The organism is Nocardia sp. NPDC003999 (genome assembly GCF_053604885.1).
Map to the genome: position 1 here is coordinate 129,193 of NZ_JBSGIB010000004.1, position 26,004 is coordinate 155,196.

Here is a 26,004-nt window from a genome sequence, read left to right on the forward strand (position 1 = left end):
CGCCTGAACCGGCGACCGGGTCAGCCGCCCGCGACCGCCGTACGCGGCCGCAGCGGCTCAGGCAGCCAGGGCAGCGGCGGATCCGGCATGCGGTCGACGACACCGCCGACCGGGTCGTCGACGAAGTCGCGCCGCACCAGGTCCTCCTCCGGGCGGTAGATCTGGCGCACGATCAAGGCGCACAGCCCCACCACCGCCAAGTCGCGCAGGGCGACGGTGCCGGTGAACCACTGCTCTGGCAAACCTTTGCGGTCCAAACCGAGGTAGTAGAACATTCGCGGCACCCAGACCAGCGCGTCGACGGTCATCCAAGTCAGCAGGATGCGCCGGTGCGGCAGCGCCAGGACGGCCAGCGGCACCAGCCACAACGAGTACTGCGGACTCCACACCTTGTTCGTCAGCAGGAACGCCGCGACCACGAGGAAGCACAGTTGCGCCAGCCGCGGCCGTCGAGGCGCGGTGAAACCGATGTAGGCGATCACCGCGCAGGCCGCGACGAACGCCAGCAGTGAGACGGCGTTCAGGATCGCGGGCTGCTCCCCGTAGGTCAGCGCGCCGTCGAAGCCGCGCCAGCCGGTGAACGAGGAGATCACGTTGTAGATCGAGTCCGGGTCGGCGTGCCGGGTGGTGTTGAGCCGGAAGAATTCCTGCCAGCCGTTCGGGAACAACGCGGCGATCGGAAGATTCACCACCAGCCAGGTCGCCAGCGCGGCGCACATCGCGACGGACGCGGCGCCGATCGGTCGGGCGCTGAGGAATTGGATGCGGTAGGGCGTCTCCCGCACCCACGCCAGGAAGGTCGGCCAGCCGTCGATGTCGCGTATCCGCAGGCCGAGGTGCGTGCGCAGCGTGCGTTGCCTCGTCTCGGTACGCAGGCACAGCACGAGGATCGGCCCGAGCAGCAACAGCGGATACAGTTTGGCGGCGCCGCCCAGACCGAGCAGCACGCCCGCCAGCACGGGTTTGCGCCGGGCCCAGGCGAGCAGGCCGGTCGCGGCGAAGGCGGTCGCGAGCGCGTCGAAATTGGTGAAGGCGTGCACGATCACCAACGGCGAACAGGCGATCAGCGCCGCGTCCCAGATCCGGCGGCCGGACAGCAACGCCGATGCCCAGACGGTGATCAGCCAGGCCATGGCGAGACCGACCGCGACGACGTTGAAGTAGATCACCACTTGGAGCGCGCCGGGCAGCGGCGAAGCGTCCCAGCTCTTCGCGATCCGCATCGAAAGGTACTGGTACAGGCCCGAGAGCACGGGATATTCCATGTACCGCGTCTCCCGTCCACCGTCGGGAGTCTGTTCGGTCCACTGCTTCTTGTACGGGAAGGCGCCTTCGTTCAGGCGCTCGGCCCCGTAGAGCGGCACGGTGTCCGAATAGCACATCGCCACGTACTGGCGGCCGTTGTTCCAGTCGAGCGTGGGACCGTCCGCGCCGGTGGTCTGCTGGATGCATCCCGCTTTGCCGAACCAGCCGAGCGCCAGGAACATCAGGGCGAACGCCATCAGCACCCGCATGGGCGTCCAGAACCGCACCCGCCCGATCAGCGCATGATCACCGACCGGCCCACCGATCACCGTCGACAATTGCGCGGCGAGCGAATCGTTGCGACTCGGCCGGTCCCGCGCGTCCGCCGATCGCAGATCAGAGGCGAGCGGAGCAGGGGCGGCGTAGTACGCCCCACCGGGCGCCTTCTGGTCCGACAGCGGTGCCCTCCCATTCCTCCGTGGCTCCACCAGCTGCTGATCGGTCACGGAAACCGAGGCTACCCGGAGTACGGCCCACGGTCCGGACCGAGTCGGCTTCGGTCTTCCGCGCGTTGCCATCCGCGCACGGCCTCCGGGCATCGCGAGCGTAATCCGGAACGTATGTCGTCCCGCAGGGATACTTCAAGTACGCAGAATGCTCGAGCTGGGCGGGTGCCAGGGAGAGGTGCTACCAGGATCCGAATGGTTTCTGGTACAAGACTCCGATCTGATCTCTTCCTTCGTGTCGGCCCTGGCTGCGATCGGATACGTTGGCCAGGGCTGAAAGGATTCGGTCTTTCGACCGCTGTTGGGCGGTCGAGCCTTTCCGTATTTTCTCATGCGTTGGGTATGAATGACGCCGGGCGGGGATGGCCCGCATGATCAACGCATTCTGGTCTGGACATCCTTGGCGAGTTCGGTGATCCGCCTGCTGACCAATAATGTCTGCCCAGAGGGGCGTTTTTCACGGTGATCCTGTCCACCGAAGTTCGGATATGTACTTGCATCCGAGGGCGCCGGGAATGGAATTCGCCGACCGGACCGATCGATCACGGCTTCCCGGAATTACCAGCCCAGGGAGCAAGCCGTCTCTCGGCAATCCGGCGCAAATACGACGAAGGCCGGGACCGGACCTGATGCGGTCGGACCCGGCCTGTGCGCCGGCGAACTATCGGCCCCGTGTCGGAGCGGTTCCGTTCGTGCCTTCGTTGTTACCCGAGTTGCCGTTGTTGCCGGGTCTCGGTGAGCCGGTGGCCGTCGGTGCGGCACCGTCGGACGGTGCGACCGGTTGGCCGGGCAGCGGTCCGGAGTCCGGTTCACGCTGCTGCTGCGGGCGCTGCTGCTGAGGTGCGGGCTGGACGCCGGGGACCGGGATCGTGATGCCGGGCAGAATCTCCACCTGGGTCGGCGCGACCACCACGGGTGGCAGAAGCGGAGAGTCGACAGTGGACGGCGGGGTGTAGGGCGCCGACCATTCGGGGACACCGGCCTGGCCCTTGATGGGGGCGGGCTTCGGGAACGTCTCGTTGCGAGTCCCCGAGAGCGCGCCGTCCATGGTCGCCTTCCAGATGTCGGAGGGCAGACCGGAGCCGTAGATCATGCCGCCGCTGTAGTTGCGCAGCGGCGAGTTGTCGACGCTGCCGACCCACACCGCCGTCGACAGCGACGGGGTGTAGCCCACCATCCAGGCGTCCTTGTTCTCGCCGGTATCCAGCAGCTGCGCGGTACCGGTCTTGGTCGCCGATTCGCGCCCGTTGGCCAGCCCGTGGTTACGGGAGTAGGCCGCGATCGGCTTCATCGCGGCGGTGACGTTGTCGGCGACAGCGGCCGAAACGCGCTGCTCACCGGCTACCTCACCACGGTCGAGCAGGACCTGACCGTCGGCGGTCACGACCTTCGACACGAAGTGCGGCGCGTGGTAGACGCCGGAGGCGGCCAGCGTCGCATACATGGAGGCCATGTCGAGCGGCCGCGCCTGGTACTGGCCGAGCACGATGCCGTTGTTGGGCCCGGAGCCGTCCGACTCGGTGAGCGTCTTGCCGACTCCCGCGATGGTGTCCGGCATGCCGAGCTTGTACGCCATGTCGGCGATCTTGCGCGGGCCGTTCTGCATGTCCAGCTCCATCCGGTAGAAGCTGGTGTTCAGTGACCGTTTCAGCGCCTCGGCGATGGTGCACGTGCCGCAACCCTCGCCTTCGACGTTGGAGATCTTGATGCCGTTCACGGTCAGCGGCGAGCTGTCGTACATCTGCGACAGCGGGATGCCCAGCTCCAGGTTGGCCGCGAGGCCGATGACCTTGAACGACGAACCGGTCTGCAAACCGGCGTTGGCGTAGTCGTAACCTTGGCCGTTGTCGCCGCCGTAGTAGGCGCGCACGGCACCGGTGTGCGGATCGATCGAGACCACGGCGGTACGCAACTGCTCCGGCTCACCCTTCATCTTCGAGGTGGCCGCGTCGACCGCGGCCTGCTGGGCCTTCGGGTCGATCGTGGTGGTGATCTGCAAGCCCGCGGTGTTCAGTTGCTGCTCGCTGATGCCCGCCGCGCCGAGTTCCTTGAGCACCTGGGTCTTGATCAGGCCCTCGGGGCCGGAGTCCTGCGCCTTGTCCCGAGTCGAGGAGAGCGGGACGACCTGCGGGTACTGCAGGCCCTGTCGCTCGGTCGCGCTCAGGTTGCCGCCGGAGACCATGCCGTCGAGCACGTAGTTCCAGCGGGTCTTCGCGCCCTCGGGATTCTTCTCCGGGTCCAGGCTGGACGGCAGCTGGATGGTGGCGGCGAGCACCGCGCCCTCGGCGACGGTGAGTTCCGACACCGGCTTGCCGAAGTACGCCTTGGCCGCTGCGTCGATGCCATACGCGCCGCGACCGAAATAGATGGTGTTCAGATACGCGGCGAGGATCTCGTCCTTGCTCCACTGCCGCGCCATCTTGGCCGAGATGACCAGCTCGTGCATCTTGCGGGTTAGCGAGTGCTCGTCACCGACCAGCGCGTTCTTCACGTACTGCTGGGTGATGGTCGAGCCACCGCCCGCACTCTCCCGGCCGAGAACGTTGTCCCTGGCCGCGCGCGCGAAGCCGGAGATCGAGAAGCCGGGGTTGGTGTAGAAGTCGCGGTCCTCGGCGGCCATCACCGCGTTGCGTACGTGCGGCGGGATCTGGTCGATGGTGACGTCGGTCCGGTTGCCTTCCGGCGGAACCACTTTGCTGATCACCGAGGTGCCGTCGGAGGCGAAGATGGTCGCCACCTGGTTCGACTTCAGGTCCCCCGGCTGCGGCACCGACACCGTGGTGTACGCGGCCAGGAAGATGCCGCTGGGCAGCAGAATGGCCAGCGCGATCAGCACGTAGAGGGTGCGGCGCACGATCCGCCATGGGAATTTCTTCTGCTGCCCGGGCTGCCGCCTTCCCGGCCCGTCGGAGCCGCCGCTGCCGCCGCGGCGCGGCGGCGGGCCCGACGGCGGACCGCCCGCGGCCTGCCTGCGTTCGCCGGTCGTGGGGCCGCTACCGGTGACGCGACGTCCGTCACGGTCCACCGCCGGACGTGCGCCGGTGGCCGGACGCGGTCCGGTGGCGGGGCCGCGCCTGTCGCGTTCGTTCACCGCCTCGGTCAGGGAAGCCGGCCGCTGCGTCCGCTGGGCAGGCTGGGGGCCGGGAGCGCCACCATTGGGCGCGCCGCGGTTGGGCTGTGGCGGTCGGCCCGGCTGGGGCGGACGGCCGCCCTGCGGAGGACGACCGTTCGGCGGAGGGCCGGGACGGCGCGGCGGCTGGGGGCCGCGCGGCTCACCGGGGAGAGGGCGCGCACCGGGCGGCGGGACCGGACGGGCGCCGGGAGGTGGTCCGGGACGGGGATTCTGATACGGGTTGGGACTTGGACGTGAACTCTGCGGAGGACGACCGCCATGTGGCTCATCGCCGTAGGGCTCGTAGGGCGAATTCACTGACAAGATCTCCATAACTCGTAGCGGTCCAGGTGGCAATCAGCGGTAGTCGTCACCGCGGCGGACGCATGCCGGCTCCGCGAGTCACCCGCCGGGGACGACCCAGGCACTTCATTCGGCGGCGGTGCGCCGGTTCGCGCGTGTCCCGGAGCGGCGTCGCGGCGGTGCCGGCGCGGAACCGAGTACATAGGACTGCACCAGATGATTCCAGCTGCAGGTCCGGCATACCTCGACGACATGAACCGAGAATTCTTCGCGCGTCTCGGCGAGTCGCGCAAGCTCCTCGGGTGTGCGAGCCGATCCGGCGACCGGCCCCAGGCCGTCGCCGAAGACCCAGGATACGAGGGTCAGCTGTTCCTTCCGGCAGATGGGGCATGTGACCTCGCTCCCGCGGCCATGGAACTTCGCCGCACGCAAGAGATAAGGATTCGCATCACACACCTCGGCGACATCGACCCGGCCCGCATAGACGTCAGCCAGCAGCGACCGGCGCCGCAGGGCGTAGTCGACAACTTGCCGCTGAATTCGCACGAGAACCAGAGTAGCGGGGATGGAATCGGGCCGCCCCGGGCTGCTGCGGATTGACCGTTCCCGACCGGGCCGATCCAGCGCGTCGCGCCGCTACCCGGACTACGATCCGTCTGTGTCCACCGCAGCATCCGGGCGCATGCGAGCGCGTGATCTCGACCGCGCCGACGCATCCGGTCTTCTGGATGCCGCCTACGCCGAGGGGCAGCTCGGCGCCGACGAGTACCACGACCGGATCGCGCAGGCCGCGGCGGCGAAGACGCTCGGCGAATTGGCCGCGCTCACCGCCGACCTGCAAACCCCGGCCGCTGCGCGCGGGTTCGCCGCGCGGCGCCCGTCGGGCGCGCGAAAAGTATTGCGCCGCTCCGGTTCCGGCGGCAGTTATCCCGGTCACACCAGGGCGCGCGATGCCGATCGCGCCACTACGCGCGAACTGCTCGACCGCGCCCGTGCCGATGGCCAGCTGTCCGAAGACGAGCACGACGCCCTCATCGAACTCGCCGCGGAAGCGCGCACCCTGGGAGATCTGGACGATCTGGTCGCGGATCTCCAGCGGCCACGCGACGTCGCCCCCGCGCCGCGACCGCCGCGGTCGCATCGACCCCAGTGGTATCGGGCCGCGGTCGCTGTGGCAGCGGCGCTGGCCGCCTGCGCCGGTTTTCTCGCGGTCACCAAGGAGGCGGAACCGCGATCCACGGCGCAAGCCCCGCCGGTCGTGGACGTGGGGGCGGTGCAGCCCGTGGTGGTTCCGACGCCGAGTCTGGTCACCACCGAGGGGATCGCCACCTTCCTGCGCAACTACCAGCGGAAATTCGGCGACCTCCAGGTGGACGAGCTGTATATGCACGGTGATCACGCCTCGCTCACCCGGGCTGTGCCCGGCCAGCCGAACCGGAAGGTCCAGTACGACTACCGCGGTGGTTTCGCCCAGTCCATGCAGATCGAGACACGCAAGGCGGACACGCCGTCGGTGGATCTGGCCGGACTGAACGTGGAGGCGATCGGCAGGGCTCTCGCCGACGCGGCCACCATGACCCGAGTGCCCGGCGGCGTCGTCACGCATTTCAAGGTGGGCGTGAACGGTCTGTCTCCCGGGTACGGCGTTGCTGCCGGGCAACCCGTCATCGAGGTCTACGTGAGCAACGCGGTGAAAGAAAGCGGCCACTTCGTGCTGACCCCGACGGGCGAGGTGCGCCGCGTATGGCCGTTCGGAGGATGAGCGATGGCGACCACCCGATACAGCGACGTCCGGGCCCGCGACACCGACCGCGCCGACGTGTGCGGGCTGCTGGACGCCGCGCTCGCTGACGGCCAGCTCACCGCCGACGAGCACGCCGCGCGTACCGCTCGAGCCATGCGCGCGAAGTCCTTCGGCGAGCTCGAGGCGTTGATCGATGATCTGCAGATCCCCGACGGGCTGGCGAATGCCCCGGTGGTCCGGGTCGACCGGCGGCGTCCGCGCCGCTGGCTGGCGCCGGTGTCGGTGGTCGTCGCGGCCCTGGTGGCAGGCGCGATGGTCGGGGGGATCAGCCGTTGCGGTGTCGATCTGCCCGGCTTCGGGGAGGACGTTCCCGACTTGACCACCGGCGCGGGGCTGGCCTATTTCCTCGCGGAGTACCGGGCCGAATTCGGCGATATGAACGCCGACGAGGTCACGTTCTATCCGAAGTATGCGGTTGTGGACCGGCAGAAGCCCGGCAGCGCCTCCGAGACCGGCGACTACCACTACAACGGCGACTTCCGCACCTCCGGGACCTCCCAGCGGGAACGCGGGGCCCGCAGCTTCGACCTGGCCGCCATCGACGTGCCCGCCATCGCGGGCCTGCTGGCCGGTGCGCCGCGGACGGTGAGGTGCCCGGACGGCGTGATCACCCTGGTCATCGTGCAGTTCGATACGCACGGTCCATACGATCGCGGCGCCGTCGTGGAGATCCACGTCACGGGCAAGGACGGCTCGTCCGGCTACCTGACGACCACTTTCGCGGGCGAGCCGCTAGCGGTCTTCCCACCCACTCGCTGAACCGCGAGTTCGGCCGCACCGGGCCTACGGCTGTGCACAGATGTATCGCTCCGATATAGTGGAAAGTCGCATCCATCGGTTAGGTTCTGTACACAGTCAGGGGGTGAAGCCCGGTGCTCGAACTGGCAATCCTCGGGCTGCTCCTGGAAGCGCCCATGCACGGGTACGAGCTGCGCAAGCGGTTGACGGGCCTGCTCGGGGCCTTCCGTGCCTTCTCCTACGGATCGCTCTACCCGACACTGCGCCGCATGCAGGCGGACGGGTTGATCGCCGAGGAGATCCCCGCGGGCGCGACGACACGCCGCGCGCGACGGGTCTATCAATTGACCCCGGCCGGGCGGGAACGGTTCAGCGAGTTGCTCGCCGACACCGGGCCGCAGAACTACACCGACGACGGCTTCGGCGTTCATCTGGCTTTCTTCAGCCGCACTCCCGCGGAAGCGCGGATGCGGATCCTGGAGGGCAGGCGGCGTCAGGTCGAGGAGCGCCGAGAGGGGCTCCGGGAGGCGATCAAGAAGGCCAGCGGGTCGCTGGATCGCTACACCCGGCAGCTCCATCAACTCGGACTCGAATCAAGCGAGCGCGAAGTGCGCTGGCTCAACGAGTTGATTGCGGCGGAGCAATCGACGAAGGCGGCACCACAGAAAGAGGGAAATATCGGCCATGAGTGACGTCAAGAAGGCTGACAACGCCACAGAGGTTCGCGTCGCCATCGTGGGTGTGGGCAACTGCGCCTCCTCGCTGGTCCAGGGCGTGCAGTACTACAAGGACGCGGACGAATCCGCGACCGTCCCCGGCCTGATGCACGTGCGGTTCGGGCCGTACCACGTCCGCGACGTCAAGTTCGTCGCCGCGTTCGACGTGGACGCCAAGAAGGTCGGCTTCGACCTGGCCGAGGCGATCTTCGCCAGCGAGAACAACACGATCAAGATCTCCGACGTGCCGCCGAGCGACGTCGTCGTGCAGCGCGGGCCGACCCTCGACGGCATCGGCAAGTACTACGCGCAGACCATCGAGCTGTCCGAGGCCGAGCCGGTCGACGTGGTGCGGGTGCTGAAGGACAACAACGTCGACGTGCTGGTGTCCTACCTGCCGGTGGGCTCGGAGGAGGCCGACAAGTTCTACGCGCAGTGCGCGATCGACGCGGGTGTCGCGTTCGTCAACGCGTTGCCGGTGTTCATCGCCTCCGACCCGGTCTGGGCGGCGAAGTTCACCGAAGCCGGTGTCCCCATCGTCGGTGACGACATCAAGAGCCAGGTCGGCGCGACCATCACCCACCGCGTGATGGCCAAGCTGTTCGAGGATCGCGGTGTGCAGCTCGACCGCACCATGCAGCTGAACGTCGGCGGCAACATGGACTTCAAGAACATGCTCGAGCGCGAGCGCCTGGAGTCGAAGAAGATCTCCAAGACCCAAGCCGTCACCAGCAACCTCAAGAAGGAACTCGGCGCCAACGACGTGCACATCGGCCCGTCCGACCACGTGGGCTGGCTCGACGACCGCAAGTGGGCCTACGTCCGCCTGGAAGGCCGCGCCTTCGGTGACGTGCCGCTGAACCTGGAGTACAAGCTCGAGGTGTGGGACTCGCCGAACTCCGCGGGCATCATCATCGACGCGGTACGCGCGGCGAAGATCGCCAAGGACCGCGGCATCGGCGGACCGGTCATCCCCGCCTCGGCCTACCTGATGAAGTCCCCGCCGCAGCAGCTCGCCGACGACATCGCGCGCGCCCAGCTGGAAGCCTTCATCATCGGCGCCGAGTGATTCGGTGACACCGACGCAAGCCGGCCGGAGGCAGAAGCCTCCGGCCGGCTGCGTTGTGCGGCGTCCGCGCTAGTCCAGCGAGACGTAGACCTCCACCGACGCCGGGCCGGTGTAGCGCTCCACCTCGGCGGTGTGGGAGCGGGTGATGGTTCCCGCGTTCTCCGCCTTCGCCACCTGTGCCCAGGCGGTGCGCAGCAGGTCGTAGGGCTTGTCGGAGACGACGAACTTGGCGTAGCGGCCCTGCGGGATGATGGTGAGCACATCGCCGGAGTCCAGCTCGTCCATCGCGCCGATCTCGTAGCCGAGTACGGCGACGGCGTGGTCGTTCTGACCGATGTAGGCCGCCACCCGCGGCACGTTCTTCTCCCGCGCCAGATAGCGATCCCAGGTGAAGTTCACCAGGTCGAGGTCACGCGCGGTCACCTCCCGGCCGGCCAGCGGCACGGTCAGGCCCGCGACCATGCTCTGCGGCAATGTGACGATCTCGAAGTCCACTGTCTGTTCCTACCCGTTGCCCTGATCGTCTGCCACTGCCACGAAAACTTCCACCGTCCGTGCGTCCGGATAGTGTTCCCAGTCGCCGGTATAAGCGCGAATGAGTCGCCCCGCGGCCTCCGCGTCCCACACTGCTCGCCAGATGCTCACGATGGTGTCGCCGAGATTGTCTCCACTGGCGACGAACCGGGCGAAGCGCCCGGCGGGCACCCGGGCGAGCACGTCTCCGGGCTGCAGGTCGGCCAAGCCGTGACAGCGGTAGCCGACGATATGGGTCAGGTACGAATTGATCTCCGGCGCGTGGTCGACGTACGCGGTGGTCGGCGGTCCGGGCAGCTTGCGGGCCAGGTTGCGCTTCCACGCCTCTTCGACTTTCGCGCGGCGCGGCCCCTCGACCGCGAGCGCGGGGCTGCGAAGCACTGTTCCCGCCACCAGCGTCTCGGGTTGGTCAACGACATTGAAATCCACCGGCGTAGCCCCTATGTCTCGTCTGTCCTCAATTGGCGTCGGTCCCGGTGCCCTCCGTGGTGACGCAGGCTACCGCCTCCGGGCCCGTCGCTCGCGCCGCGCTGTCGTCGCTCGGGCGCATATCCTTCCGCATTGTTTTCGCGGTTTCGGCGTCGGCCCGTTCCGACGCACTCGCTGTTCGCTCTCACTCTGGCAAACGATGCTGCCATGTCATGCGTTCCGCCGGGCCACGGAAGGTCACAGCATCATCGCTATCCAGGAACCGGAATGCTCAGTCCGGGGAAAATCTCGACCTCGCTGGGCGGTTGCGGGCTGGGCGGGATGATGACGACGGGCTCGCGCTGCGATGACGGCTGTGGTGGGTTCAGGATGTCGTAGGGACCGCCGGAGGGCGGCTTGCTCGGATTCGGCCGGGCCGGGGCTTGCGCGCCCGGAGCCTGCGCACCAGGGAACTGTTCGATCGGAGCGCCGTCGAGCGCGTCGTCCATGACCTGTTTCCAGATGTCGGCGGGCAGGCCGGAGCCGTAGATGTCGGCTCCGCGTGCGGTGCGGATCGGTTGTGGCTGATCGGTTCCGACCCACACCGCCGTGGACAGCGACGGGGTGAAGCCGATCATCCACGCGTCCTTGTTCGACTCGCTCGCGCCGAACTGCGTGGTACCTGTCTTGGCTGCCGATGGGCGGTTGTTCTTCAGCGCGTGCCCGTTGGAGTAGGCCGCGATCGGGAGCATCGCCTCGACGGTGTTCTCCGCGATCGTCTTGGAGATGCGCTGTTGACCCGCGGGCGGCTGGTCGCCGACCTTTTGCTCGCCGCGATCCAGCAGCACCCGCCCGTCACCGGTCACCACTCGCTGCACGAAGTACGGCCGGTGGTAGACGCCCGACGCGCCGATCGTGGCATACGCCGAGGCCATATCGATCGGCCGGACCGAATACTGCCCGAGGACGATTCCGTTCAGCGGTTTCCCGCCGTCCTCGGTAAGGGTCTTGCCCGCGACGCCGGGCAGCTCCTCCGGAATCCCCGCCGCGTGCGCCGCGTCCGCGATGGACTGAGGACCGTCGAACATCGTCATGGTCAGCCGGTAGAAGCTGGTGTTCAGCGAGCGTTTGAGCGCCTCGGCCATGGTGCACTTGCCGCACGATTCGCCGTCCACGTTGGTGATCCGGGTACCGCGGTCGGTCACGGGGGAGCTGTCCAGCACGCGGGAGAGCGGAATGCTCTGCTGTTGCGCGGCGATCGCCGCGAAGACCTTGAACGCCGAGCCGGTCTGCAACGGCGCCTGGGCGAAGTCGAAGCCGATGCCGTCGTAGCCGCCGAAGTACGCGCGTACCGCGCCGGAACGCGGATCGATCGACACCACCGCTGCGCGCAGTTCCGGTGGCTGCGCACCGAGCCGGTCGCGCACCGCGCCCAGTACCGCGTGCTGCGCTCTGGCGTCGATGGTGGTGGTGATCTGCAGCGCGCCCTTGTTCAAGTCGCGCTCGCTGATGCCGGAGTCGCGCAGCTCGCGCACGACCTGGTTGCGGATCAGGCCCTCGGGGCCGCGAGCCACGTTCTCGTCCGGGATCTGGCTGAGCGGGATGATCGGCGGAAAGGTGGTCGCGTCCCGATCGCCCGGCGCGAGCGCGCCCATCTCGACCATTCCGTCGATCACGTACCGCCAGCGGGCCTTCAGGTCCGCGAGGTGGGTTTCCGGATCCAGGATCGAGGGCGTGCGGATCAGCGCCGCGAGCACCGCGCCCTCCGCGAGGGTCAGCTGGTCGACCTGCTTGTCGAAGTAGACCTTGGCCGCCGCGCCGATGCCGTACGACCCGCGGCCGTAGTAGATGGTGTTGAGGTAGGCGGCGAGGATGTCGTCTTTGCTCCACTGCCGTGCCATCTTCGCCGCGATGATCAGCTCGCGCATCTTGCGGGTGACCGTGCGCTCGGAGCCGAGAAAGGCGTTCTTCACGTACTGCTGGGTGATCGTGGAGCCGCCGCCCGCGTTGTCCTTGCCGAGCAGATTGTCTCGCGCGGCGCGCAGGAAGCCGGAAGTCGAATAGCCGGGATTGGTATAGAAATTGCGGTCCTCCGCCGACAGCACCGCGTCGCGCACCGGACGCGGCACATCGGACAACGGCACCGGCGTCCGATTCCCGTCCGGCGGGACGATTTTCGCGAGCACGGTGCTGCCGTCGGCGGCGAAGACGGTCGCGATCTGATTCGTCTGCACCGCATTCGGATCCGGGATCTCGGCGCTCCAGTACGCCAGGACCGACAGCAGCGCGGGCACCACGCCGAAGATGATGAACAAGGCCAGCAGCAGGCGGCGGATGCGTTCGGCCCGGCTGCGCGGCGGACGATCCGGCTCCGTGGGGCGCGGCGCGGTCGGTCGCGATTTCCGGCGAGCCGCCGCGCGCTCGCGCCGCTCCCGCGCGTTCCGGTTCGGCGTATCGGGCCGCTGCGTCCAGCCCGCGATCGAGGCATACGGTGCGGTCGGAGGACCCCCCTTGGCGCCACGCCTGCGTTCACGCGGTTTGCGGAACGAGCTCACGATCATCTCCTCCCGGAGCGTCGGACGAACTCACCTGCACGAACGGACGGAAAAGAGCATCGAAAGGCCGAGTTTACCGCGTACGTTCACAACCGGGTTTCCACTTCTCGGGCCGTTGACACAGCGGTGCACGCAGACCATAAGCGTGCTGCGCGAAGCGGCGAACTATCTGTCCCTAGCGATCCCGCCAACGCCACCACACCAGCTCAACCACGGGTTTCGAGCGAAGCGGCAAAAGACTCAGCTCTTCACGCCGCCCGCGGTGAGGCCGGAGATGATCCGGCGCTGGAAGATCAGGACCATGACGACCAGCGGGATGGTGACGATCGTGCCTGCCGCCATGATCGCCGCGTACGGCTGCACCAGCGGGTTGTTGCCGGAGAAGCGGGCGATGGCGACGGTCACCGGCTCGGTCTTGTCGCTGGAAAGCAAACGGGCGAGCAGGTATTCGTTGACCGCCGCGATGAACGCGAGGATCGCGGTGGTGAACACGGCGGGAGCGGCCAGGGGCAGCATCACCAAGCGGAAGGCCTGCAGTTTGGTGGCGCCGTCGATCCGCGCGGCTTCTTCGAGTTCCCACGGCAGTTCGGCGAAGAAGGACGCGAGGATGTAGACCGTCATCGGCAGCACGAACGAGATGTTCGGAATGATCATCGCCTGGTATTCGCCGATCCAGCCGAGGTTGGTGAAGAGCTGGAACAGCGGGGTCACCAGGACGACCACCGGGAACATCGAGGCGCTGAGAATCAGTCCGGACACCACGTACTTGCCGTGGAAGGTGAGCCGGGCCAGCGCGTACGCGGCCAGCACGCCGATCCCCAGCGCGATCACCGTCGTGATGGAGCCGATGACGAGGCTGTTGACCAGCGCCTTGCCGAAGTCGTTGCCGCGGCTGGTGTCGAACGCGTTGCGGAAGTTCTCCAGCGTCACGTGGGTCGGCCACGGAGTGTTGTCGAAGGTGTAGTCGGGATCGCGGAACGCGGTGACCGCCATCCAGTAGAACGGCGCGAGCCCCCACACCAGCACGATCAGCGCGCCCAGGTACAGCCGTACCGAGCCGATGCGTTTGGTCCACGGCACCGGCGCCGCGGCGGATTCGCTCGTCACGGCCTGCTCCGCTGTCTGCACGGACATCAGTGCGCCTCCCGCTGTTCTTCCTGGGTACGAACCGCGTTGGCGCCCAGGATCTTCACCAGCACGAACGCCACGGCGAAGATCAAAAGGAAGGTGATCGTGGACAACGCGGCCGCGCTGTTGGGGCCTTGCCGGACCTGATCGACCACCAGGATGGATACCGTGCGGGTGGCGGGGTTGCCCAGCGTCATGATCGCGGGCAGGTCGTACATCCGCAGCGCGTCCATGGTCCGGAACAGCACCGCGACCAGCAGGGCCGGCTTCAGCAGCGGCAGCGTGATCTGGGTGAACCGCTGCCAGGCCGACGCGCCGTCGACGCGAGCCGCCTCGTACACGTCGGCCGGGATGACTTGCAGGCCTGCCAGCAGCAGCAGCGCCATGAACGGCGTGGTCTTCCAGACGTCGGCCGCGATCACCGCGATCCGGGCGGGCCACGGGTCCGAAGTCCACAGGATGTGCGTGCCGAGCACGCGGTTCACCACGCCGTCGTACTGGAACATGAATTCCCACAACCGCGCGGTGACGGCGGTCGGGATCGCCCACGGGATCAGCACGGCCGCGCGCAGCAGCGCCCGGCCACGGAAGGTCTTACCCATCACCATGGCCATGCCGAGGCCGATCGTGGCCTCCAGCGCGACGGTGACGACCGTGAAGAACAGCGTGACCCCGATGGCCAGCCAGAATTGCGAGCCGAGATTGCCGGTCGGGCACGGCACCGTCTCGCCGGTCGCGATCTGGCACTGTTGCAGCAGCCAGTGCGTGTAATTGTCGAACCCGGCGTTGCCGCCTTCGACGAACATGCCGGTCGCCGGGTCGAGTCCCGAGTCCTTCTGGAAGGACATCCACAGCGCCCGGAACACGGGATAACCGATGACGACCGCGAGCGCGATCAGGACGGGGGTGACGAACAGCCAGGCTTTCCCGGAGCGACGCAGCTCCGAGGCCAGCCTGGCGGCGAAGCCGCGCCTGGCCGGAACGAATTCGTCTTTCGGCACGCTAGTCGCCGTTCCCGAAGGATCCGACACCGTTTCTCTCCTGCGGGTTCGTCGGGTCCGTTGCGTTCAACCGCTCACGATCCAGCGGTTTCGATGCCCTTTTGCATACCGGTGATCGCGTCGTCGACGGACTTGGTTCCGTTCAACGCAGCATAGGCGTTGTCCTGGATGGCCTTGCTCACGGCGGGGTAGAACGGCGTCACCGGGCGCGGCACGGCGCTGGCGATGGAGTCCTTGAGCGCGGGCAGGTACGGCATCTTCGCGATCAGCGCCGGGTCGTCGTACATGGACGCGCGCACCGAGGGCAGCGCGCCCGCGGCGACGATGTGCTGCGCGTCCTCGCTGATCAGGAAGCGCAGGAAGTCCAGCGCGGTTGCCTTGTTCTTGGAGTACGCGCTGATCGCCGCGTTGTAGCCGCCGAGGGTGGAGGCGCCGACGCCGTTCTCCCCCGGCAGCGGGGCGACCGCGAACTTGTCCTTCACGGCGGAGGCCTCGCCGCCGACGTCACCGAAGGTGGACGGCCACGAGCGCAGGAACATCAGCTTGCCCGTCGCGAAGGCGTTGCTGGACTCGGGCTCCTTGAAGGTGATGGCCTCTTTGGGAATGTCGCCGTTGTTGTAGGCGTCGACCAGGACCTTCAGTCCGGCGCGGGACTGCGGGCTGTTCACCGTGGGGGTCTTGCCGTCGGCGCCGACGAAGCTGCCGCCGTAGGCGTTGATCACCTCGGCCGCGTTCACGGTCAGACCCTCGTAGGGCGCGAACTGACCCGCGTAGCAACCGATGTTCTGCTGGCGCGCGATGGGGCACTGGGCCAGCAGCTCGTTCCAGGTCTTGGGCGGGTTCGGCACCAAATCCTTGCGGTAGAACAGCAGGCCGCCGTTGGTGTTGCGCGGCGCGGCGTACAACGTGTTGTTGTAGGTGGCGCTGGCGACCGGCGGGGACAGCAGCGCGCTGGTGTCGATGGCGAAGGAATCCTTCAACGGCTGGATCCAGCCCTTGGCGGCGAACTCGGCGGTCCACGGCACGTCCAAGGCGACCACGTCGTAGTTGGACTGCTTGGAACGCATGTGCTCGACCAGGTCGTCGTACTGCTGCGAGGCGTCGTTCGACTGCTCCTTGAACGTCACCTGCTCGTCCGGGTGCGCGGCGTTCCAGCGCTCGATCAGCTGCTTCACCGCGCCGGTCTCGGTGGTGTCCTTGCCCTCGACGTAGGTGATCGGGCCGCGACCGGTGAGATTCTGGCTGATCGGGCTCCCGCTGCTGTCGCTGGAGCAGGCGCTGGTGAACGTCGCGGTCAGCAGCCCGACCGACGCGAGGGCCACCGCGGCCCGCGGTACGAGCGACGAACGTAGGGACGTCACCTTCTTCACAGCCATCGCAAACACTCCAGGATCGTTCGTGAGCGGCAGCACACCCTGCCGGTGCACAAGGCAAGATACATGGTGCCGATCCGGCGTGCGGGACAGTGGCTGGAACTCGCCCACTAGGCTGGGGCGCGATGTCTTCGCCGAACGCGGTTCCCGATCGGATGCTCACGCGCATCGGTGGGCTGCTGCGCAAGGCCGAGTGCACGGACAACGAACACGAGGCCGAGGCGTTTCTCGCCGCTGCTCAGCGGCTGGCCACTAAGTCGTCCATCGACCTCGCCGTGGCGCGGGCGCACATCGCGGGACGCGAGCGCAGGCCCACACCGGTGCAGCGGATCATTCCGATCGGCGAGCCCGGCAAACGCGGGTTGCGCACCTATGTCCAGCTGTTCGTCGCGATCGCGGCCGCGAACGACGTGCGCTGTGACGTCGCCCGGACTTCGACACAGGTCTACGCCTACGGGTTCGACTCCGACATCGACACCTGCGAGGCGCTCTACGCCAGCCTGCTCGTGCAGATGGTGCGCGCGTCCGACCAGTACATCAAGTCGGGGGCCTACCGATCGGCCACCGTCGAGAAGATCGTGGTGGAGAAGCGGTGGGGTCGCCAGGTGCGGCGCCGGGTGCAGGCGCCGGTCGCCGGTGTGACGGCGCGGCTGAATTTCCAGATGGCGTTCGCCGCGCGGATCGGGCGGCGGCTGTCGGAGGTCAAGGCCGAGGTGGAAGCCGAAGTGTTGCCACGCGACGCCGAGGTGTCCGGGACGGCGCTGGCCCTGCGGAACAAGGAGATCGAGCTCACAGACTTCTACGCGAAGACGTCGGAGGCGCGCGGCACCTGGCGCGGGCCGCAGGAGTCGGCGGGACATTCGGCGGCGGCGCGGGCGGCGGGGGACCGGGCGGGGCGGGCCGCACGGATCGGTAATTCGCCCGAACTGCCCGCCGCGCGTAAGAAGTTGAACTCTTCCGAGGGCGGTTGACCGGCGTGGACGTCACGGGCCGAACCGGGCGAGCGGCTGCCGGGGTCCGGTCGGCGCACCTCGGCGACAGGCCGATGCCGCCCGTGGGATCGGCGGCGCGGCGATGACCGTGCGCGACGGCCAGCGTGCCAAGGTCTACGACGCCGAGCAGTTGGTACGCGGGGTGTTCGATCGCGCGGACGAGCACGGTGTGCGCACCGTCGAACTCTATGGTTCGCAGCTCACGTTGCCGATCGAGCGCCGCTTCGCCTCGGTGGAATCCGTACAGAGTTATACGGACAAGGTGCTGGCGCTCAATTGGGTGCGGGCGCGCTGGGAGCGGGCCGCCGTGGCGGTGCGCGTCCGTTCTCGCGCCGGAACAACGGCCGCGCACTACGAGGCGGCCGGGAACGTTCTGGCGGTTCCGCTGCACACCGGCGGCACCGCGTGGGCGCTGCGGGAATTGGTCATCCTGCACGAACTGGCGCATCACCTCGAATCCGCCCCCGAGTCGGCAGCCCCGCACGGCCCGGAATTCTGCGACCGCTACGTGGACCTCGTAGACGGCGTCGTCGGTCCTGAGGCAGCGTTGCTCTTGCGCACGACGATGCTGGGATGCGGCGTCCGGATCGGGTGAGCGGCCGGCGATTCTTTACCAGGTTTCCGCGATCAGGCATTCACCTGGTGACCGGAATGGCGATCCAGGCGGCTGTCATCGTGGCCGCTAGGCCGCCCTGCCTGCGAATATGAGGCGATGTTGAGCCTAGCGGTCCTGTGTAGGGTCTGGTGGGATCGAGGTGCGCTGCTGGAGTAGGAGAAGGCTCGAGTAACGGGGTCGGCGTTGATCTTGGCCGTGGAGTTGGTGCGTTACCTGCGCCGCTGGTACGCGTGCTCGTCTCGGTCTCGGGAGTAGCAGGGTATAGCAGATCCTGAGGGGTTCGGTGCACGCTGCCACACCTGCCTGACCCCGAACACAGGTGTCGCTTGGGGGTGCGAGGTGGACCCGTTGCAACCACGCGCGTTATGTGGCCGGGTTCTTCTGTGCGGCGAGGGCACTGACGCGAGCCAAGCGGTCCTGCCACCAGGCGGCGCGATCGGCATCGGGCTGCCGATGGCTTTCGAGCAATTCCGGTTCCGGCTCGGGTGGGGTGCGCAGAACCGGGAGGTAACCGTCGACCGCACGCAGGGATCCGCGCGTCACGTCCCCGGTGAGCAGGCTCAGCGTGCCCAACCCGCAGGCGAAGTCGAGTTCGGGCAGCGCCCCGGCCAGCGCCAGCTGTGCGGCTAGGCCGACGCTGGTCTCCAAGGCGGAGGAGACCACGCAGGGCAGCCCGGCTGCCTCGGCCACCTGCAAGGCGCGGCGGACTCCGCCGAGCGGCGTGCATTTGAGGACGGCGATGTCGGCGGCCCCGGCGACCGCGACCCGCATCGGGTCCTCGGCGCGGCGGATGGATTCGTCGGCGGCGATGCGCACGTCCACGCGGCGGCGCACCGCGGCGAGTTCCTCGATGGTGCGGCACGGCTGTTCCACGTACTCCAGCCCGCCCGCGGCCTTGTCGATCAGTTCGATGTGGCGCACCGCGGTGTCGATATCCCAGACCGCGTTGGCGTCGACTCGGATCGCGCCGTTGGGGCCGAGCGCGTCGCGGACCGCCTCCACCCTGGCCAGATCCTCGGCGAGCGATTCCGGGTGGTCGGCGACTTTCACCTTGGCGGTGCGGCAGCCGGATCGGGCCACGATCGCGTGCGCCTGCCGCGGGTCGACGGCGGGCACGGTGCAATTGATCGGAATGCGATCCCGCACCGGTTCGGGCCAGCCGGTGGTTACCTGCTCCACGGCGGTGGCCAGCCAGCCGGCGGCCTCCCGGTCGTCGTATTCGGGAAACGGACAGAATTCGCCCCAGCCGAGCGGCCCGTGGATCAGCATGCCCTCGCGCACCGTGATGCCACGGAAGCGGGTGCGCATCGGAATGGCGTAGACGATGTTCTGCGCTGCGGAGTCGCTCATCGCCGACCAGCTTATGCGGCTGCGGCGGCCGATCGCGGGATTGCGCATGCGGACTCGAGTAGTTTCCCCGAGTCGGCCCGGCGCGCGAGACGGGATCGTTGGCGTCATGATCCACACCGGTACTCCGCAGCCTTGGCCGTACGGCACGCCGCCCGTAGGGCAGCGGCCGGTGCGGACCTGGGACGTCGTACTCGCAGTCGTGCTGTACTCCGTCGCCGTAGTTCTGGGTGCGGCCGCCGCCTATTTCACCGTCTTCTTCGCCTTCGCCTCAGATCCGTGCGGTCAGGACAACTGCCGCACCGAATACCTCGGCTGGGCGTTCGCGGTGTCGTGGGGCGGGACGGCGACCGCGATCGTCGGGGTTACCGCGATCCTTGTTCTCGCCGCGATCAAGCGTTGGTACATGTGGTACTGGCCGGTGCTGGCGATGGCGCTCATCGTCCTGTCGTTCGCCGGCGGCGTCGCGCTGGCTTCCCAGGTCTACACAGGCGCTTGAGATGCCCTGCGGCCGTTGACCGGTCATGCTGAAGCAATGGCGTGGCACATCCGGCGACGAACGGCCGATGCCTTGCGCGTGGCGCTGGGGTCGGTGATCGTCCTCGGATTCGGCTGGGTGATGGCCGCTTTCGTCCCGCTCTACGAAGTGCTCCTGCGCGACGGACACGAGGGCCGAGGCGTCGGGTACCTGCCGTGGGCACAGGTCATCGCCTGGGCGGGCATCGTGGCGTCGGTGCTCGCAGCGGTCGTCTCGGCCCTGGAGAAGGTGCGCGACCGGAGGCCGATCGCTTGGACTCCGCTGATCGCGGTGCCGCTGATCCTCGAATCCTGGCTGGTCGGCTTCTTGATCGCGGTCGTGCTGGTCTCCTATTGATCTGCCGCTGCTCCGAGTTCGATCTGCCCAGGTGTGGGCTAGTTTTCGAGCGGAGGGTGCCGGTCGAAAACTGCCCACAGATCCGCCCATGGACTCGGTTGGGAAAGAAGCGGATCAGCCCAGCCGCTCCACGATGGTGGCGTTCGCCAGACCACCTGCCTCGCACATGGTTTGCAGGCCGTAGCGGGCGCCGCGGTCCTGCATGGCGTGGACCAGCGTGGTCATCAGGCGTGCGCCGGACGCGCCGAGCGGGTGCCCGATCGCGATCGCGCCGCCGTTGACGTTGACCTTCGCCAGGTCCGCACCGGTGTCGTGCGCCCAGGCCAGGACCACCGGCGAGAACGCTTCGTTGATCTCGATCAGGTCGATGTCCGACAGCTGCAAACCGGCCCGCTGCAAGACCTTTCTGGTCGCCGGGATCACCGCGGTGAGCATCAGCAGCGGGTCGTCGCCGGCCACCGCGAAGCTGTGCAGCCGGGCGAGCGGCTTCAGCCCGAGTTCCTTCGCGCGCTCGCCGGTCATGATGAGCACCGCCGCGCTGCCGTCGCTGACCTGGCTCGCGCTCGCGGCCGTGATCGCCCAGCCGATCTGCGGGAAGCGGGCGGCCATGGCCGGGTCGTAGTAGGCGGGACGGAGTGCGCCCAGCGTCTCCAGCGTGCTACCGACCCGGATGCCCTCATCGGTGGCGAGTCCGTTGATCGGCGCTAGTTCCCGCGCGAACAGGCCGTTCTTGGTGGCGAGCGCGGCCTTCTCGTGGCTGGCGAGCGCGAACTCGTCCAGCTGGGTGCGGGTGAGTTCCCATTTCGCCGCGATCAGCTCCGCGCTGATGCCCTGCGACACCAGGCCTTCCGGGTAGCGCTCGGCGAAGCCGACGCCGGAGATGTCGTCCGATCCGACCAGATTGGCGCCCATGGGAATCCGGCCCATCGACTCCACGCCTGCGGCGACCACGATGTCGTAGGCGCCCGCGATCACGCCTTGCGCGGCGAAGTGGATCGCCTGCTGGCTGCTGCCGCACTGCCGGTCGACGGTGGTGGCCGGGACCGATTCGGGATATCCGGCGGCCAATGCGGCCCGCCGTGTCATATTCGCCCCCTGCTCGCCGAACTGGGTGACGACGCCGCCGATCACGTCATCGATGAGGGCGGGATCGATGCCGCTGCGGTTCACCACCTCGCGCAGGCTGTGGGCCAGCAGATCAACCGCATTGACGTCGTACAGTGCTCCGTTCGGCTTGCCTTTGCCGATCGGCGTGCGTACCGCTTCGACGATCACCGCGTCTCTCATGGTGCTTCCTTCCGGACCGAGAGCCGGGCCGCCATGCCTGGCTCTATCAACACATAGTCAGATTACACCTGGCAATAGTTGACACAAGTCAGCTCCGGTATGATGTTCGTCATGGCAGCAGTGATGGAAGGACCGTTGGCCGATCTCAGCGCGTGGAAGGCCGAGGAATGCTCGATCGCCAAGGCGATGGACATCGTCGGTACGCGTTCGGCGGTGCTCATCCTGCGCGAGGCGTACTACGGGACCCGGCGGTTCGACGGGTTCGCCAGCCGCGTCGGCATCACCGACGCGGCGGCCGCGGCCCAGTTGCGCAAGCTCACCGAGGCGGGCTTGCTGGCGAAACGGCCCTACCGAGAGGAAGGCAAGCGCACCAGGCACGAATACGTGCTCACCCGGATGGGACGAGATCTACTGCCCGCCGTGCTGGCGCTCATGCAGTGGGGCGACGCCTACTTGCAGCCGGGGCCTGCCCCACTGCTCTTGGTCGAGGAGTCGACCGGCGCCCCGGTGCGGGTGCAGGTGCGCAGCGAGTCCGGCCGCGAGATCGAACTCGAGGAACTGGGCGTACGGCTCAACGAGGAGTACGCCCAGCAGCGGCGCGAGCGCCGTCGAGTGGACGCGACAGACTGATGCCCGCTCGCGGCGCTGTGCCGAGCGGGCCGTCGACCTGCGATGCCGCGACCACACCTGAGCTGCCGATCCGCCGGCGGTGACCGCCTCGCGCTGGATCGAGCCGAGAGCCGAAGCCGTGCGGCCCACCCGGCAGCGTGCTCAGTTGAGCCTGCGTCCTTCGGTGTCGAAGAAGTAGACGTGCTCCGGCGCGGTGGCCAGCCGCAGCCGGGCGCCCTTCGCAGGCGGATTGCGCCAATCCGCGCGCGAGACGATGGTTTCCCCGGCGCCGTCGGTCCCGCCTTCGGCGACGGTGCGGCCGTAGATGTAGGCGTCGGAACCGAGTTCCTCCACCACGTCGACTTCCATCTCGATGCCGGAGCCGTTACCCAGTTCGAAATGCTCCGGGCGGATACCGACCGTCACGGTGTTCCCCGCCTCGTCCGCGACCGTGCGCGGCAGCGCGATCGCGTGCCCGCCCAGCTCCACCCGGCTATCGGTGACCGGAAGCGTGAACAGGTTCATGGCAGGCGAACCCATGAACCCCGCGACGAACACGTTGGCCGGATCGCGGTAGAGGTCGCGCGGAGTGGCGCACTGCTGCAACAGGCCGTCCTTCAGCACCGCGACCCGATCGCCCATGGTCATCGCCTCGACCTGGTCGTGGGTGACGTACACCGTGGTGGTGCCGAGCCTGCGCTGCAACTGCGCGATCTGGGTGCGGGTCTGCACGCGCAGCTTGGCGTCCAGGTTGGACAGCGGCTCGTCCATCAGGAACACCTGCGGCTGCCGCACGATCGCGCGGCCCATCGCCACCCGCTGACGCTGGCCGCCGGACAGCGCCTTCGGCTTGCGATCCAGGAAGGGCTCCAGGTCCAGCAGCTTGGCCGCCTCCAGGACCCGCTTCTCCTTCTCCGCCTTGGCCACCTTGGCCAGCTTCAGCGCGAAGCCCATGTTCTCCGCGACGGTCATGTGCGGATAGAGCGCGTAGTTCTGGAACACCATGGCGATATCGCGTTCCTTCGGCTCGGCGTGCGTGACGTCGTTCTCGCCGATCAGGATGCGTCCGCCGTTGACCTCCTCCAGCCCGGCGAGCATGCGCAACGAGGTCGATTTCCCGCAGCCGGAGGGACCGACCAGGACGAGGAATTCGCCGTCCTCGATCTCCAGGTTCAGCCGATCCACGGCGGGTTTGGCGGATCCGGGGTAGAGCCGCGTCGCGTTGTCGAAGGTCACAGTGGCCATGACGAATTCACATCCCATCCCGGCAGGAACGTGCCGGACGATCCGAGTAAGGGTGCGGCGATCCTATCGGGCGGGCCGGCGACGAGCCACGTCAGCGGGTGCGCGCCTCGAAGAACGCGCGCGGGACGTCGACCAGCATGGTGTCGATCTGCTCCTCCGTGACATCGCGTTCGAGCACGTAGGGGAACACATCGTCGAACAGGTGGGTGTAGTGCCACTGCGGCAGGGCGGCCATGGCGGCGGGCTCGATCCAGTCGATATAGCAGCTCGCGTCCTGGGACAGCACCATCCGGTCGGTGTAGCCGCGGCGGACCATCTCGATCAGGGTGTCGGCGCGGGCTTCGAAGGTGGTGTCGAGGTTGATGCCGAAGCGGTCCATGCCGAGCACGAAGCCGGCGTCGGCGAGTTCGGCGAGGTGATCGCAGTCGGTGGTGTCGCCGCTGTGCCCGAGCACGATGCGACCCGGGTCGACGCCTTCCTCGTCGCACATCACGCGCTTCACGTCGAGCCCGGCGCGCGACTCCGGATGGGTGTGCACCGTGATCGGCACGCCGGTCTCGAGATGGGCCCTGGCGACCGCGCGCATGACCCGTTCGACGCCCGCGGTCAGCCCTTGCTTGTCGATCGCGCACTTGAGCATGCCCGCCTTGACCCCGGTGCCCGCGATGCCGTCGCGGATGTCGCCGACGAACATGTCGACCATCGGGTCGGGGACCTGCGCGCCGACGATCTCGTTCAACGCAGGGCCGCGGTAGTGGAAGAAGAACGGGACATCCCCGTAGGTGTAGATGCCGGTGGCGACCACCAGGTTCAGCGGCACCTGCTCGGCGATCCGCTGGATCCGTGGGATGTAGCGGCCCAGCCCGACCACCGTCGGATCGACGATCGTCCGCACCCCGGCGTCGTAGGCGACCCGCAACCGTCGCACGGCATCGGCGATGCGTTCGTCCTCGGAGCCCCATTCGGCCGGGTAGTTCTGCTGGACGTCCCCGGTGAGCACGAAGACGTGCTCGTGCATAAGTGTCACTCCGAGCTCGGCGGAATCGATCGGCCCGCGCACGGTTTCCAGCGTCGACACAGCGATTTCTCCTCATCTGAGCTGCGCATTCGCAGGAATCGTACGAACCGGTATGTGAGGTGGGCCATATTCGCCGGTGCTGAATCTTCGTACAACTTTCGTGCGCATCGCACAGAAGGACGCGGCTCAGGCCACCGGGCACGGTTGCAGCACCGCCGGTCCGAACCAGCGGGCGGCTTGCAACGCCAGATGCAGGTGCAGCGTGCGATCGTGATCGTCGAAGTCGTGGCGGGTCAGGTCGAGTGCCTGCCGCACCCGGTACTGGACGGTGTTGCGGTGCACGGCCAACTCCTGCGCGGCCGCGGCGTAGCTGCGGTTGTTGGCCAGGAAGACGCGCAGGGTTTCGCGCAGCCAGAGATTGCGCTGGTTGCCGGTCGCGAGTTCACCCAGGCAGTCGGCCACGTACTGGCGCAGTTCCTCGATGTCGCCGCCCAGCAGCGCGACGGCCGCCACCTGGTCGTGCGACACCGCGCGGGGCGCGTCGGGACCGGCCAGCAGCACGAGTTCGCGCACCCGATCGGCTTGCCGCAGGCTGCGGCGGAATCCCGCGACGCCGGAACCGCGCCCGCCCACCGCCACACGCACCGGCAACGCCAGTGCCGACAGGGCACGCTCGATGGCCTCGGCATCGATGGTCGTGTCCCGAGCGATCGAGAACCACAGCCGCACTTCGCGTTCGTCGGTCGGCACCAGCAGCGCCCGGCGGGGGTGGCCGAGCAGCGGAACCAGCGCCGCGCGCACGGCGTCCAGGACATCCACCGCGGCCCGTGCGGACAGCTGCGGCTCGGTCCAGGCGTTCACCGCGACGTGCCGGCCGGACAAGGGATAGCCGAGCACTTGCTCGGCCTGGCCGATGTCGTCGGCCGAGCCGTCGAGCACCCGCGCCACCCATTCCTGACGCAGGCCGCCGCGACTGCCCACCCACCGGTCGCGCTCCTGCTCGTAGGCGATGCCGACGTGCTCGCACACCCGGTCGATGTACACCGCGGAGCGATGGACGATCCGGATGATCGCCGCCGCGCTGTCGGAGCCACCCAGTTCCGCCGCGTAGCGCATCGCGATGTCGAGGAACCCGGCATGCCCCACCCGGTACGCCCGCATCAGCGCCGACAGCGGGACGTCGCGCTGCGCGAGCGTGCGCGCGTACACCAGCGCCCGCGCCGGGGCGTGCACGTCGTGCTCGGCGGCGTCGTTCTGCACGAAGTCGAGGACGGACATCAGATTGTCGGTGGTGCCCGCCTCGAACAGGCCCCGCAGCCGGGTATCCAGGTCGAGCGCCGCGACTTGCGCGCGCATCACCGCCGACAGCTCGGCGATCAGCTGATCGCGACCGCGCAGCATCGTCGAGACGACCGCGCGAACCACTTCGTTCTCGCCGTCGGCCACTGGCGACACCTCCCTTCGCCGGGCTCGGCATCGGGTCTCAACCTAGCCCCCGCCGGACGCGCCGGAAGCATCGTGCGG

The 26,004-nt window shown here is 68.0% G+C and carries 23 protein-coding genes; 9 read left to right on the plus strand and 14 right to left on the minus strand.

Annotation, left to right across the window (positions count from 1 at the left end):
- Positions 1-20: 20 nt before the first annotated feature.
- The 3 genes from ACWESM_RS10955 to ACWESM_RS10965 all read right to left on the minus strand — a co-directional run bounded on the left by ACWESM_RS10955 (position 21) and on the right by ACWESM_RS10965 (position 5,712).
- On the minus strand, positions 21-1,751 hold the full coding sequence (locus ACWESM_RS10955) for a glycosyltransferase family 87 protein (RefSeq protein WP_452491527.1): 1,731 nt from the start codon (positions 1,749-1,751) through the stop codon (positions 21-23).
- A 661-nt stretch (positions 1,752-2,412) separates the two neighbouring features.
- On the minus strand, positions 2,413-4,842 hold the full coding sequence (locus ACWESM_RS10960) for a transglycosylase domain-containing protein (RefSeq protein ID WP_397276129.1): 2,430 nt from the start codon (positions 4,840-4,842) through the stop codon (positions 2,413-2,415).
- Between the two features lie 450 nt (positions 4,843-5,292).
- A complete protein-coding gene (locus ACWESM_RS10965; RefSeq protein ID WP_355071181.1) occupies positions 5,293-5,712 on the minus strand; it encodes a DUF5318 domain-containing protein in 420 nt (139 codons plus the stop codon).
- 112 nt (positions 5,713-5,824) lie between these two features.
- Between ACWESM_RS10965 and ACWESM_RS10970 the strand changes: the two genes are divergently transcribed.
- From ACWESM_RS10970 to ACWESM_RS10985, 4 genes are all read left to right on the plus strand, one after another.
- A complete protein-coding gene (locus ACWESM_RS10970) occupies positions 5,825-6,928 on the plus strand; it encodes a DUF1707 SHOCT-like domain-containing protein (protein WP_364424816.1) in 1,104 nt (367 codons plus the stop codon).
- Between the two features lie 3 nt (positions 6,929-6,931).
- Positions 6,932-7,729 (plus strand): DUF1707 SHOCT-like domain-containing protein, encoded by a 798-nt coding sequence (locus tag ACWESM_RS10975; RefSeq protein WP_364424815.1) that lies wholly within the window; start codon positions 6,932-6,934, stop codon positions 7,727-7,729.
- A 113-nt stretch (positions 7,730-7,842) separates the two neighbouring features.
- A complete protein-coding gene (locus tag ACWESM_RS10980; RefSeq protein ID WP_039803160.1) occupies positions 7,843-8,400 on the plus strand; it encodes a PadR family transcriptional regulator in 558 nt (185 codons plus the stop codon).
- The gene (locus tag ACWESM_RS10985; protein WP_355071185.1) at positions 8,393-9,493 is read left to right on the plus strand and encodes an inositol-3-phosphate synthase; all 1,101 of its coding nucleotides are present in this window, start codon (positions 8,393-8,395) and stop codon (positions 9,491-9,493) included. Before ACWESM_RS10980 ends, ACWESM_RS10985 begins: the two co-directional genes overlap by 8 nt.
- 69 nt (positions 9,494-9,562) lie before the next feature.
- Here ACWESM_RS10985 and ACWESM_RS10990 read toward each other — a convergent pair whose 3' ends face one another.
- The 6 genes from ACWESM_RS10990 to ACWESM_RS11015 all read right to left on the minus strand — a co-directional run bounded on the left by ACWESM_RS10990 (position 9,563) and on the right by ACWESM_RS11015 (position 16,495).
- The gene (locus ACWESM_RS10990; RefSeq protein ID WP_355071187.1) at positions 9,563-9,988 is read right to left on the minus strand and encodes a GyrI-like domain-containing protein; all 426 of its coding nucleotides are present in this window, start codon (positions 9,986-9,988) and stop codon (positions 9,563-9,565) included.
- 9 nt (positions 9,989-9,997) lie between these two features.
- Positions 9,998-10,456, minus strand: a complete 459-nt coding sequence (locus tag ACWESM_RS10995; RefSeq protein ID WP_355071188.1) for a GyrI-like domain-containing protein — start codon at positions 10,454-10,456, stop codon at positions 9,998-10,000.
- 251 nt (positions 10,457-10,707) lie between these two features.
- The gene (locus ACWESM_RS11000) at positions 10,708-12,996 is read right to left on the minus strand and encodes a transglycosylase domain-containing protein (RefSeq protein WP_452491531.1); all 2,289 of its coding nucleotides are present in this window, start codon (positions 12,994-12,996) and stop codon (positions 10,708-10,710) included.
- A 234-nt stretch (positions 12,997-13,230) separates the two neighbouring features.
- The gene (locus ACWESM_RS11005) at positions 13,231-14,124 is read right to left on the minus strand and encodes a carbohydrate ABC transporter permease (RefSeq protein ID WP_355071192.1); all 894 of its coding nucleotides are present in this window, start codon (positions 14,122-14,124) and stop codon (positions 13,231-13,233) included.
- Entirely contained in the window at positions 14,124-15,149 is a 1,026-nt protein-coding gene (locus tag ACWESM_RS11010) for a carbohydrate ABC transporter permease (RefSeq protein ID WP_397276136.1), read from the minus strand. Before ACWESM_RS11010 ends, ACWESM_RS11005 begins: the two co-directional genes overlap by 1 nt.
- A 44-nt stretch (positions 15,150-15,193) precedes the next feature.
- The gene (locus ACWESM_RS11015; RefSeq protein WP_356963088.1) at positions 15,194-16,495 is read right to left on the minus strand and encodes an ABC transporter substrate-binding protein; all 1,302 of its coding nucleotides are present in this window, start codon (positions 16,493-16,495) and stop codon (positions 15,194-15,196) included.
- Positions 16,496-16,617: 122 nt separating this feature from the next.
- Between ACWESM_RS11015 and ACWESM_RS11020 the strand changes: the two genes are divergently transcribed.
- Both ACWESM_RS11020 and ACWESM_RS11025 read left to right on the plus strand, forming a co-directional pair.
- Positions 16,618-17,463, plus strand: a complete 846-nt coding sequence (locus ACWESM_RS11020; protein ID WP_355071196.1) for a DUF2786 domain-containing protein — start codon at positions 16,618-16,620, stop codon at positions 17,461-17,463.
- A gap of 103 nt (positions 17,464-17,566) precedes the next feature.
- Positions 17,567-18,079, plus strand: coding sequence for a TIGR04338 family metallohydrolase (locus ACWESM_RS11025; protein ID WP_364424812.1), 513 nt, complete (start codon positions 17,567-17,569; stop codon positions 18,077-18,079).
- Between the two features lie 384 nt (positions 18,080-18,463).
- On the opposite strand, the gene ACWESM_RS11030 is transcribed toward ACWESM_RS11025, so the two are convergent.
- Positions 18,464-19,450: an o-succinylbenzoate synthase gene (locus tag ACWESM_RS11030; protein WP_397276139.1), complete on the minus strand. Its 987-nt coding sequence runs from the start codon at positions 19,448-19,450 to the stop codon at positions 18,464-18,466.
- 106 nt (positions 19,451-19,556) lie between these two features.
- On the opposite strand from ACWESM_RS11030, the gene ACWESM_RS11035 reads away from it, so the two are divergent.
- Entirely contained in the window at positions 19,557-19,946 is a 390-nt protein-coding gene (locus ACWESM_RS11035; protein ID WP_355071201.1) for a hypothetical protein, read from the plus strand.
- Positions 19,947-19,982: 36 nt separating this feature from the next.
- Positions 19,983-20,321, plus strand: a complete 339-nt coding sequence (locus ACWESM_RS11040; protein ID WP_355071203.1) for a hypothetical protein — start codon at positions 19,983-19,985, stop codon at positions 20,319-20,321.
- A gap of 114 nt (positions 20,322-20,435) precedes the next feature.
- Here the strand turns inward: ACWESM_RS11040 and ACWESM_RS11045 are convergent, their stop codons facing one another.
- Complete coding sequence (locus tag ACWESM_RS11045) at positions 20,436-21,608, minus strand: thiolase family protein (protein ID WP_452491534.1); 1,173 nt, start codon at positions 21,606-21,608, stop codon at positions 20,436-20,438.
- Between the two features lie 99 nt (positions 21,609-21,707).
- On the opposite strand from ACWESM_RS11045, the gene ACWESM_RS11050 reads away from it, so the two are divergent.
- Positions 21,708-22,238, plus strand: coding sequence for a winged helix-turn-helix transcriptional regulator (locus tag ACWESM_RS11050; protein WP_397276351.1), 531 nt, complete (start codon positions 21,708-21,710; stop codon positions 22,236-22,238).
- A gap of 141 nt (positions 22,239-22,379) precedes the next feature.
- Here the strand turns inward: ACWESM_RS11050 and ACWESM_RS11055 are convergent, their stop codons facing one another.
- The 3 genes from ACWESM_RS11055 to ACWESM_RS11065 form a co-directional block, all read right to left on the minus strand.
- Positions 22,380-23,462, minus strand: a complete 1,083-nt coding sequence (locus ACWESM_RS11055) for an ABC transporter ATP-binding protein (RefSeq protein WP_355071208.1) — start codon at positions 23,460-23,462, stop codon at positions 22,380-22,382.
- A gap of 91 nt (positions 23,463-23,553) precedes the next feature.
- Positions 23,554-24,540 carry a phosphotriesterase family protein gene (locus ACWESM_RS11060; protein ID WP_356963081.1) on the minus strand — a complete coding sequence of 329 codons (987 nt, stop codon included), beginning with the start codon at positions 24,538-24,540 and terminating at the stop codon, positions 23,554-23,556.
- 126 nt (positions 24,541-24,666) lie between these two features.
- A complete protein-coding gene (locus tag ACWESM_RS11065) occupies positions 24,667-25,926 on the minus strand; it encodes a PucR family transcriptional regulator (protein WP_364424808.1) in 1,260 nt (419 codons plus the stop codon).
- Positions 25,927-26,004: the final 78 nt, after the last annotated feature.